Here is an 11,141-nt window from a genome sequence, read left to right as displayed (position 1 = left end):
TCGCCGCGATTCGCGGCGAAACCCGGCAACGCCCCGACCGGCAACGCCCCGACCGGCGCCGGCCCCGCCGCCCCGGCCTGCGGCGCCCCGGCAACGCCCCGCCGGGCTCAGCTCACGAGCTCCGAGCCGCGCGCGGGGCGGTCGCCGTCGCGGCGCTCGATCGCCCGCAGCGACCGCGCGACGAACGCGGCGATGCGGCGTGCGCCGCGCTCGTGGAAGTGCGTCTCGTCGGCGAGGCCGTCGGGCCAGTTCGGGTGCTTCCCCGGCCCGAAGTGGCTGAGCAGCGATGCCGACGCGACGGGGCCCATGTCCTCGTACAGCCACGTCGTGAACGCCGTGAGGTCGATGAGCGGCGCGTCGAGCTCGTGCGCGAGGTCGCGCACGGCATTGGGGTAGTCGCCGTGCGTGGGCGTCACGCGGTCGCCGTCGAACCACCGCCGCTCCACCGACGTGCACAGCACGGCGGCCGCGCCGCGCTCGCGCGCCTCGACGACGAGTCGACGCAGGCGTTCGGCGTACCCCCCTCGTGCGTCGAGGTGCGGGCGCTTCTGATCGTTGTGCCCGAACTGGATGACCACGGTGTCGCCGGGCGCGAGCGCCGAGACGACCGCGGGCCAGACGTCGCGCAGGCAGTCCTCCGTCGTCGACCCGCCGACGGCGTGGTTCGCGACGGGCGCGTCGACGTGCGGCTGCAGATGCGCACCCCACCCCGACATCGGATGCTCGTGCGCCGGGCAGGCGGCGACGGTCGAGTCGCCGACGAGGTGGTAGCTCACGGACGGAGTTCCTCTCTGAACGGGATGCTCCTAGCATGGCACCGTGCCCGAGAAAACGCTTACCCGTCGTCCCGTCCGCATCGACGGCGCCCATCCGACCCGCTCGGTCGTGCGTCTTCTCGCCCGCAGGCCGGGCCGGATGGCCGTGGCGATCGGAGCGTTCGCCCTCAAGGAGATCCCGATGTGGGCGCTCCCGGTGGTCACGGCCGCGATCGTCGACCTCGTCGCGGGCGACGGCGATGTCGCGACGGTGCTGGGATGGTTCGCGCTCGCGGCCCTCCTCCTCCTGCAGAACTACCCCAACCACGTCCTCTACACGCGCATGTTCATGACGGTCGTGCGCGACACCGGAGCCGAGCTGCGGAACGCCCTCGCGGCCCGGCTCCAGAACCTCTCCATCGGCTACCACACGCGCGCGAGCTCCTCCGTCGTGCAGACGAAGGTCGTGCGCGACGTCGAGAACATCGAGGTCATGCTGCAGCAGGTCATGCACCCCCTCCTCTCGGCGACGATGGTGCTCCTCGGCGCCGTCGCGATGACGGCCGTGGTCGTGCCGGCGTTCCTCCCGGTCTACCTGCTCGCCGTGCCGCTCGCGCTGCTCATCCGGTGGAGCACGGCACGCCGCTCGCGCGCGAGCAACGAGCGCTTCCGCCGCGAGGTCGAGGGCTTCTCCGCGCGCGTGGGCGAGATGGCCTCGCTCATCCCCATCACGCGCGCGCACGGCCTCGAGGAGACGGCGGTCACGCGCGTCGCGGCGGGGGCCGACGGCGTGCGCCGTGCGGGCTTCGTGCTCGACCTCCTGAACGGCCGCATCGCGTCGATGTCGTGGGTCGCCATGCAGCTGCTGGGCGTGTCGTGCCTCATGCTCGCGGCCGTCTTCTCGCTCACGGGCGTCGTGCCGATCACTCCGGGCGAGGTCGTCATGCTGTCGTCGTACTTCGCGCTCCTCACCCAGGGGCTCACGCAGCTGCTCATGCTCCTGCCCGTCGCCGCGCGCGGCGTCGAGTCGGTGCGCTCGGTCGCCGAGGTGCTCGAGGAGCCCGACGTCGAGGTCAACGAGGGCCGGCGCCGCGTCGACTCCGTGACGGGCCGAATCGACCTCGATCATGTCTCGCACCGCTATCCCGACGCCGAGTCCGATGCCATCCACGACGTCACCCTCGCCATCCCCGCGGGCGAGACCGTCGCGTTCGTCGGCTCGTCCGGCTCGGGCAAGTCGACCATGCTCAACCTCGTGCTGGGGTTCGTCCGCCCGACGGGCGGGCGGATCCTCATCGACGGCCGGGATGCGAGCACCCTCGATCTGCGCTCGGTCCGCCGCCGCGTGTCGGTCGTGCCGCAGGAGTCCGTCCTGTTCGAGGGGACGATCCGAGAGAACGTCGCCTACGGCATGCCCGACGTCGACGACGCTCGCGTGCGCGCGGCGCTCCGCGACGCGAACGCGCTCGACTTCGTCGACGCCCAGCCCGACGGATGGCACACCGTCGTCGGCGAGCGAGGCGCACGCCTGTCGGGAGGTCAGCGACAGCGCATCGCGATCGCGCGCGCCCTCGTGCGCGACCCGCGCATCCTCCTCCTCGACGAGGCGACGAGCGCGCTCGACCCCGAGTCGGAGCAGCTCGTGAAGGAGGCCCTCGACCGGCTCATGGCGGGGCGCACGACGCTCGTCGTCGCCCACCGCCTGTCGACCATCCGCCGCGCCGACCGCATCGTCGTCCTGGAGCACGGCAGGATCGTGGAGGAGGGCGCGCACGACGATCTCCTCGCCCGCGGCGGGCGCTATGCGCAGCTGCATCTCACCCAGGCGGGATGACGGGCCGCCGCCGGTCCGCTAGCCTGGTGGGCAAGCGTTTTCCAGGGCCGTGGCGCCCGACCTCTTGCGAAGGAGCACCCATGCCCATCCGCGCCGCCGTCATCGGCACCGGGGCCATCTCCCGCGTGCAGCACATCCCGAGCCTGCGCGCCCTCGGCGACCGCGTCGAGATCGTCGCCGTGGCGGACCTCGACGCCGCGTCCGCCGAGCAGGCGGCGGCGGAGTTCGGCATCCCCGCCTGTTACGCCGACCTCGAGACCCTGCTCAAGGCCGAGAAGCCCGATCTCGTCACCCTCGCCACTCCCCCGATCGCCCACAAGAGCGCCGCCATCGCGGCCCTGCGCGCGGGCGCGTGGGTGCTGTCCGAGAAGCCGCCGACGCTCTCGCTCGCCGACTACGACGAGATCGCGTCGCACGAGGGAGCAGAGGGCCCCTTCGTGTCGTACATCTTCCAGCACCGCTTCGGGTCGGCAGCCGAGCGCGTGCGCGAGCTCATCGCCGACGGCTCGCTCGGCCGCCCGCTCGTCGCGCAGTGCGACACGTTCTGGTATCGCGACGACGCGTACTTCGCCGTCCCGTGGCGCGCGAAGTGGGCGACGGAGGGCGGCGGCCCGACGATGGGCCACGGCATCCACCAGATGGACATGCTGCTGTCGATCCTCGGCGAGTGGACGGACGTCACGAGCGTCATGTCGACCCTCGCGCGCGACACCGAGACGGAGGACGTGTCCTTCGCCGTCGTGCGCTTCGCCTCCGGTGCGCTCTGCTCGATCTCGAACAGCCTGCTCTCGCCGCGGCAGACGAGCCGCGTCCGGATGGACTTCGAGCGCGCGAGCGTGGAGGTCGAGCACCTCTACGGCTACGGCAACGAGAACTGGACCTGGACGCCCGCCCCCGGCGTCGACGCCGACACGGCCGCCGCCTGGCCGCCCGGCGACGACGTGCCGAGCACGACGCACGTGCCGCAGTTCGCGCAGTTCGTCGCGTCGATGGAGCGACGCGAGCGCCCGCGCGTCTCGGGGGACGACGGCCGGCGCGTCATGGAGCTCGCGGCAGGCATGTACAAGTCCGCGCTCACGGGTCGCCCCGTCGCGCGCGACGAGCTCGTGCCCGGCGACCCCTTCTACGCGTCGATGGCGGGAGGAGATCCCGAACGCGCGACGGCGCTCATCCACGCCGGCACGATGACCTCGGCGCGCGGGGAGGCCGCCGGTGCCTGACATCGCGATCGCCCGCGGCGCGGACGCGCTGACCGTCACGGCGGCGGGCGTCGACATCGCCCGCTACGTGTTCGCCGAGGATGCGCCCGCATTCGAGGGCCCCAAGCCCTACCTGCACCCTCTCCGCACGCTCGCCGGGGCGCCGATCACGGGGTTCCGCCCGTGGGACCACCGCTGGCACAAGGGCCTGCAGCTGACGCTGACCGACGTGTCGGGCCAGAACTTCTGGGGCGGCAACACGTACGTGCGCGGCGAGGGCTACGTGCCGCTCGACAACGTGGGCTCGATCCGGCACGACGACTTCGACGCGGTCGAGGATGGCGATGCCGCCGTGGCGGCCGAGCGCCTCACCTGGATCACGCAGGCCGGTGCGCCCTGGCTGGCCGAGGAGCGCACGCTGCGCTTCCACGGCGTCGACGCCGCACGGGGCCTGTGGGCGCTCGACATCGAGACGACGCTGCGGAGCATCGCCGATCACGAGCTCGTGCTCGGCAGCCCGACGACCAACGGTCGCGAGAACGCCGGCTACTCCGGTCTCTTCCTGCGGCTCGCCCGCTCGTTCGCGGGCGGTGCCGTGACGACGCCGGGAGCGGGCGGCCCGGTCTCGCGCTCGGGAGCCGATGCCGATGCGGCGATGGGATCGGATGCCCCCTGGCTCGCCTTCTCCGGCCCGCACGACGAGGTCGACGGCGGCGCGACCGTGCTCGCGTTCGCCGGACGGTCGAGCGGCGCACCCGCGATCCGCTGGTTCGTGCGCTCGGAGCCCTTCCCCGTGCTGGCGCCCTCGCCCACCTTCGCGGAGACCGTCGTGCTCGCCCCGGGCGATCAGCTCGCGCTCGCACATCGGCTCGTCGTCATGGAGGGCGAGCTCGACGCGCACGCGATCGCGCACCTCGCCGACGAGCTCGCGCCGTGAGCGGCCCCCTCTACCGAGATCCCGTCTACGACGGTGCGACTGACCCGGTCGTGGTGCGCGACGCCGACGGCGCGTACGTCATGCTCTACACGCAGCGGCGCGCCGACCATCCGTCGCCCGGCCCCGGTGTCGCGTGGGTGCACGGCACGCGTGTCGGCGTGGCCCGCAGCTCCGATGGCCGGGAGTGGCGCTACGCCGGCGTGCTGGAACCCGATGCGGACGGGCTCTCGCTGCGCGGCACGCCGCCGCCCGCGGAGCCCGATCGCACGCACTGGGCGCCGGATGTCATCCACGACGGCACCCGATGGCGCATGTACCTCACGGAGATCGACGGCGTGCCCGAGCGCTGGGAGGGCCATCCGCGGACGATCGTCGAGTACGTCTCGGGCGACCTGGCGACCTGGCGCCGCGTCGGGCCGCTTGCTCTCGCGAGCGACCGGGTCATCGACGCGGCCGTCGCCCGATGCCCCGACGGCCGCTGGCGCCTCTGGTACAAGGACGAGGCCGCGGGCTCGACGACGGCCGTCGCGTCGTCGGACGATCTCGTCGCGTGGCGCCTCGACGGCACCGCGATCGGCGGCCGCGCGCACGAAGGGCCCGCCGTCTTCGCGCTCGGCGGATGGTGGTGGATGCTCGTGGACGAATGGCGCGGGATGGCCGTGCACCGATCGCGCGATGCGGTCTCCTGGGAGCGCCAGGGCGGGGCCGATGCGCTCATCCTCGATGAGGCGTCGGGCGATGCCGGAGGCGTGCCCGTGCAGATCGGGCGCCACGGCTCGGTGCGCGTGGACGGCGACAGGGCCGCGCTCACGTACTTCACGCACCCGTGGTGGGACGGCTCGGAGCTCGGGGAGAACACGGCCGAGACCGAGGCGGTCGACGCGCGCCGCAGCGTCGTGTTCGCCGCCGAGCTGCGCGTGGAGGACGATGCCCTCGTGTGCGCACGCTGAGCTTGTAAAACGTTTCTGCGTGCGTTAGCGTGCTGGGGAAACGCTTTCCAACGTCGAGAGCGACACCACACAGCAAAGAGGCAGGAGCAGCGATGACGCGAAGGCTCATCCGCGTGGCGACCATCACGGCGGGCATCGGGATCGCATCCCTCGCCCTGGCAGGATGCTCGGGTTCGAGCGGCGGGGGCGCGTACGACCCCGATGAGAAGGTGGAGCTCACCTTCACCTGGTGGGGCAACGACGACCGCGCCGAGCGCTACAACGCGCTCATCGACGCGTTCAACGAGGAGTACCCCAACATCACGATCAACGGGTCGTTCACCGACTTCCCGTCCTACTGGGAGAAGCGCCAGACCGAGGCCGCCGGCGGCGGACTCCCCGACGTGTGGCAGTTCTCCGACACCTACCTGCGCCAGTACGCCGAGAACGGCCTCCTGGCGGATCTCTCCGAGTACTCCGACGTCGTCTCGACCGACGCGATCGACGAGGGCCTGCTCGGCACCGGCCAGCTCGAGGGCACGCAGTACTCCCTCCCCCTCGGCTACAGTGCGTGGTCCGTCTTCCTCAACGACGACATCCTCGCCGAGTACGGCGTCGAGCCCTACGCCGGCGGCACGAGCTTCGAGGACTACTCGGCGTGGATGGCCGAGGTCACCGAGGCCACGGACGGCGCCGTCTTCGGCGGCACCGACTACACGCAGCGCATCCAGAACTTCGAGAACGTGCTGCGCGCGCAGGGCGGCAACCTCTTCACGGACGACGGCGAGCTCGGCTTCACCGAGGAGCAGCTCGCCGAGTTCTGGGAGAGCGGCGCGGCCGACCGAGACGGCGTCACGGTGCCGCAGCAGAAGCTCGAGGAGATCAGCCCGGTCTCGGGCTTCGGCTCGAACCTCACGGCGAGCGAGGCCAGCTGGAGCAACTTCGTCGCCGGCTACCTCGCCGACTCGGGCGCCTCGAGCATCTCGATGGTCGCTCCCCCGACCGCCGAGGAGGGCTCGGCCGACCTGTACCGCCAGGCCGGTCTGCAGATGGCCGTGTCGTCGTCGAGCGAGAACCCCGAGGCTGCGGCGATCTTCCTCGACTTCGTCGTGAACAGCCCCGAGGCCGGCGAGATCTTCGGCACGTCGCTCGGGTTCCCCGCCTCCGAGACGAAGCTCGAGGGCGCCACGCTCGAGGGTCCTGACCAGCAGGTCGCCGACTTCCTCGCCTCCGTCGAGGACCGCATCGGAGACGCGCCGCCGGCCCCCGTCGTGGGCTACGGCTCGATCGAGCAGAAGTTCTGGGACCTCGGCAAGGAACTCGGCCTCGGCACCGTCTCGGTCGACGACGCCGTCTCGCAGTTCTTCAGCGAGGCCGAGGTCGTCCTGCAGGGCTGACCTCTCACCCCGGGTGCGCGTCACGATTCCGACACGACGCACACCCGGGGCGATCTTCTACTTGTGAAACGTTTTTCCACGCGCTAGAGTCTCGGCAAGCGCTTTCCCCGCGCGGCTCCCGACCCGGGGAGCCTGGACGATGTCGTTCTGAGAGGACAAGGATGTTCCGCACCAAGAGGCTGGCCGCGATCGCGGCCCTCACCGCCATCGGCGGTCTCACGCTGGCCGGCTGCTCCGGCAGCTCCGAGGAGGTCGCCGAGACCGTCGACCCCGACGAGGAGGTCACGCTCACGTTCGCCTTCTGGGGCAACGACGTGCGCGCCGCGCTCTACGAGGAGGCCTTCGCGGCCTTCAACGAGGAGTACCCCAACATCACGATCCAGAGCTCGTTCCTCGACTACCCCGCCTTCTGGGAGAAGCGCCAGACCGAGGCGGCGGGCGGCGGCCTCCCCGACGTCATGCAGTTCGACTACTCGTACCTGCGCCAGTACTCCGAGAACGGCCTGCTGCTCGACCTCGCCCCCTACATCGGCGGGCTCATCGACGACGAGCCGCTCTCCGACGAGATCCTCGCGATCGGCGAGGTCGCCGACGGCACGTTCGGCATCCCGACGTCCACGAACGCCTGGGCGCTGTTCGAGAACCCGGCCCTCCTCGAGGAGATCGGCGTCGACGGCTTCCCTGGCGGCACGTGGGAGGACTACAACGCGTGGATGGGCGACGTCACCGAGGCCGCGGCCGCGGCCGGCGTCGACGCCTTCGGCGGCGGCGACTACACGGGCCGCATCCAGAACTTCGAGGTGCAGCAGCGCGCGAACGGCGAGGACCTCTTCACGGAGGAGGGCGAGCCGAACTTCACGGAGGAGGACCTCGCCGCCTTCTGGGAGCAGGGCGCCGGCGTGCGCGAGGACGGCACGGTCGTCGAGCAGCAGCGCGTCGAGGAGCTGACCCCGCTCGGCGCCTTCGACACCGCGCTCACGGCGAGCGAGCTCACGTGGGACAACTTCGGCGCCGGCTACCTCGCCAACCTCGGCGAGGGCTACGAGACGCTCGACCTCGTCGCCCCGCCGACGACCGACGGCGCGTCGGCGAGCGACCTCTACCTCAAGCCCTCCATGCTGCACGCGATCGCGTCGACGACCGAGCACCCCGAGGCGGCGGCGATGCTCGTCGACTTCCTCGTGAACAGCCCCGAGTCGGGCGAGATCTTCGGGACGAACCGCGGCCTCCCCGCGTCGACGACCGCGCTCGAGGCCGCCGACCTCGACGCCTTCAGCCAGAAGATCGCTGACTACGAGGCGTCGATCTCCGACCGCCTCGGCGACGCCCCGCCCGTGCCGATCGTCGGCTACGGCACGCTCGAGGAGAAGTTCCGCCAGATCGGCACGGAGCTGAACTTCGGCACCCTCACGGTCGACGAGGCCGTGGATCAGTTCTTCTCCGAGATGGACGTCGTCCTCAACTCGTAAGACCCCCGGTGGCCCGGGCCGCTCGCCCGGGCCACCACCCCACCCGATCGGGAGACCCATGAGCACGACAGAGACGAGAGTGGTCGTCACCGCCGACACCGGCGGCCGGCGCCCTCGCACGCAGAGCCCCGGCGTCCGTCCGGGCCTGAAGAAGAAGGGCCTGCAGGAGTCGTTGGCCGGCTACGCGTTCCTGGCGCCGTGGCTCGTGGGCTTCCTGGGCCTCACGGTGGGTCCGATGGCGTACTCGCTGTACCTGTCGTTCACGTCGTACAACCTGTTCACCGACCCGAAGTGGATCGGGCTGGGGAACTACATCCGCCTGTTCACGGACGACCCGCAGTTCATCCAGTCCGCGACGATCACCCTGATCTACGTCATCGTGGGCACGCCGGTGAAGCTCGCCGCCGCGCTCGCGGTCGCGCTGCTGCTGAACTACCGCGACAAGGGAGCGGCGTTCTTCCGGTCGGCGTTCTACGCCCCCTCGCTCATCGGCGCGTCGGTGTCGGTCGCGATCGTGTGGCGGGCGATGTTCAACACCGACGGCCCCGTCGACTCCACCCTGTCGCTGTTCGGCATCACCCTCGGCGGCTGGGTCGGGAACGTCAACCTCGTCGTGCCGATGATGATCCTCCTCGCGGTGTGGCAGTTCGGCGGCACCATGGTCATCTTCCTCGCCGGCCTCAAGCAGGTCCCCAAGGAGCTCTACGAGGCCGCCGAGATGGACGGGGCGGGCGCGCTGCGCCGCTTCAAGGCCGTCACGATCCCGATGCTGTCGCCGGTGATCTTCTTCAACCTGCTGCTCGAGCTCATCGGCGCGTTCCAGGTGTTCGCCTCGGCCTACATCATCTCCAACGGCTCCGGCGGCCCCGCGGGCATGACGAACTACCTCACCGTGTACCTCTACAAGCGCGGCTTCTCCGACCTGCAGATGGGCTACGCCGCCGCGATCGCGTGGGTCATCATGATCGTCGTCGGAATCATCGCCGTGATCCTGTTCCGCACCCAGAAGTCCTGGGTCCACTACGCCGGAGAAGACCGATGACCGCCACCGTCTCCACCCACCTGGTCACCACCGGGAAGCCCGCGCCCCGCAAGAAGCTCACCCGCCGCGGCTGGCAGACCGTGATCTGGTTCGTCGCGCTCACCGCGATCACCCTCATCGTCATCTACCCGCTCATCTGGCTGCTCGCCTCGACGTTCAAGCCCAACAGCGAGTTCGGGCAGAACCCCGGCCTCATCCCCTGGGCCCCGACCCTCGACAACTACGTCAAGGTCTCCGAGGGCATCGCCGGCATCCCGCTGTGGCGGTTCTTCGCGAACTCCCTCATCCTCGCCGTCTCCGCCGTGATCGGCACCGTCCTGTCCTCCGCCCTCGCCGCCTACGCCTTCGCGCGCGTCAGGTTCAAGGGCATCGGCATCCTGTTCTCCGCGATGATCGGCACCCTGCTGCTGCCGTTCCACGTCGTGATCATCCCGCAGTACATCTGGTTCCAGAAGCTCGACCTCGTCGACACCTTCGTGCCGCTCATCCTCCCGAAGTTCCTCGCCACCGAGGCGTTCTTCGTGTTCCTCATCGTCCAGTTCATCCGCCAGATCCCCCGCGACATGGACGAAGCCGCCCGCATCGACGGCGCCGGCCACGCCCGCATCTTCTGGTCCGTCATCCTGCCGCTGGTCAAGCCCGCCCTGATCACCTGCGCGATCTTCACGTTCATCTGGACCTGGAACGACTTCATGGGGCCCCTGCTCTACCTCAACAGCCCCGAGAACTACCCCCTCCCCATCGCCCTGCGCCTCTACAACGACCAGACATCCGCGTCCGACTACGGCGCCACCGTCACCGCGTCGCTCGTCGCGCTCGTCCCCGTCATGCTCTTCTTCATCGTGTTCCAGCGCTTCCTCATCGACGGCGTCGCCACCCAGGGACTCAAGGGCTGACCATGGCGAAGGCAGAACGCGGCGCGCACCGGGCGGCGGCACGTGCCGCCGCGTCGGGCTCCGGCCCGACGGGGGACGAGCCTGCCCGCAACCCGGGTGCCGTGGGCGCGTTCGGCCTCTTCGGCGAGGTGCTGCTGACGGGCGCGCTCGTCGTCGCCGGCGGTCTCCTCGTCGTCACGCTGCCGGCCGCGCTGGCGGCCGGCAGCCGACACCTGCGCCGGTACGTGCGTGCGGAGGGGTCGACCCTGACGCAGTTCTGGGCCGACTACCTCCGCGCGCTGCCCGCCGGCGCCGTCGTCGGGCTCGCCTCGACGCTCATCGCGGGCGTGCTCGCCCTCGACATCGTGCTCGCGGGATCGGGCGACCTCCCCGGCGGGGCCGCCATCGGCGCCTTCGGCTGGGTGCTCGCCGCCCTGCTGTCCGGAGCGCTCCTCCACGTCTGCGGGACCTGGACCCCCGAGACCGGATGGGCCACGGCCATCCGCTCTCTGCCCGGCGCCGTCGCACGCGACGTGCCGGGCGCCCTCTACCTCGTCGCAGCCGCATGCTTCGTCGGCATCGCGACGTGGATGTTCCCTCCCCTCCTCCTCCCCGCGCTCGGGTGCGCGGCCCTCGCGGCCGTCGCGGTGCCCGTGCGCCCGCGCCGTCGTCGCTGACGACGGCCATCCGCTTCGACACAGATC

Annotated in this window: 10 protein-coding genes; 9 read left to right on the top strand and 1 reads right to left on the bottom strand. The window is 71.0% G+C overall.

Annotated elements, in window-relative coordinates; genetic code table 11:
• Positions 1–107: 107 nt before the first annotated feature.
• On the bottom strand, positions 108–776 hold the full coding sequence (locus ACWGPF_RS07360; RefSeq protein ID WP_452332207.1) for a rhamnogalacturonan acetylesterase: 669 nt from the start codon (positions 774–776) through the stop codon (positions 108–110).
• Positions 777–819: 43 nt separating this feature from the next.
• Between ACWGPF_RS07360 and ACWGPF_RS07355 the strand changes: the two genes are divergently transcribed.
• The 9 genes from ACWGPF_RS07355 (at position 820) to ACWGPF_RS07315 (ending at position 11,114) form a co-directional block, all read left to right on the top strand.
• Entirely contained in the window at positions 820–2,589 is a 1,770-nt protein-coding gene (locus tag ACWGPF_RS07355; RefSeq protein ID WP_452332206.1) for an ABC transporter ATP-binding protein, read from the top strand.
• An 80-nt stretch (positions 2,590–2,669) separates the two neighbouring features.
• Positions 2,670–3,809 carry a Gfo/Idh/MocA family protein gene (locus ACWGPF_RS07350; protein ID WP_452332205.1) on the top strand — a complete coding sequence of 380 codons (1,140 nt, stop codon included), beginning with the start codon at positions 2,670–2,672 and terminating at the stop codon, positions 3,807–3,809.
• On the top strand, positions 3,802–4,725 hold the full coding sequence (locus ACWGPF_RS07345) for a DUF6807 domain-containing protein (RefSeq protein WP_452332204.1): 924 nt from the start codon (positions 3,802–3,804) through the stop codon (positions 4,723–4,725). Before ACWGPF_RS07350 ends, ACWGPF_RS07345 begins: the two co-directional genes overlap by 8 nt.
• Complete coding sequence (locus ACWGPF_RS07340) at positions 4,722–5,675, top strand: family 43 glycosylhydrolase (RefSeq protein WP_452332203.1); 954 nt, start codon at positions 4,722–4,724, stop codon at positions 5,673–5,675. Before ACWGPF_RS07345 ends, ACWGPF_RS07340 begins: the two co-directional genes overlap by 4 nt.
• A gap of 92 nt (positions 5,676–5,767) precedes the next feature.
• Entirely contained in the window at positions 5,768–7,051 is a 1,284-nt protein-coding gene (locus tag ACWGPF_RS07335) for an ABC transporter substrate-binding protein (RefSeq protein WP_452332202.1), read from the top strand.
• 161 nt (positions 7,052–7,212) lie between these two features.
• Complete coding sequence (locus ACWGPF_RS07330) at positions 7,213–8,520, top strand: ABC transporter substrate-binding protein (protein WP_452332201.1); 1,308 nt, start codon at positions 7,213–7,215, stop codon at positions 8,518–8,520.
• A gap of 58 nt (positions 8,521–8,578) precedes the next feature.
• The gene (locus tag ACWGPF_RS07325; protein ID WP_452332200.1) at positions 8,579–9,562 is read left to right on the top strand and encodes a carbohydrate ABC transporter permease; all 984 of its coding nucleotides are present in this window, start codon (positions 8,579–8,581) and stop codon (positions 9,560–9,562) included.
• Positions 9,559–10,458, top strand: a complete 900-nt coding sequence (locus ACWGPF_RS07320) for a carbohydrate ABC transporter permease (RefSeq protein WP_452332199.1) — start codon at positions 9,559–9,561, stop codon at positions 10,456–10,458. The genes ACWGPF_RS07325 and ACWGPF_RS07320 overlap by 4 nt, the downstream gene beginning before the upstream one ends.
• 2 nt (positions 10,459–10,460) lie before the next feature.
• Positions 10,461–11,114, top strand: a complete 654-nt coding sequence (locus ACWGPF_RS07315) for a hypothetical protein (protein WP_452332198.1) — start codon at positions 10,461–10,463, stop codon at positions 11,112–11,114.
• The last annotated feature ends 27 nt before the right edge of the window (positions 11,115–11,141 follow it).

This window comes from Microbacterium sp. NPDC055683, from assembly GCF_053617895.1.
This window is presented reverse-complemented; position numbering and strand designations above follow the sequence as displayed.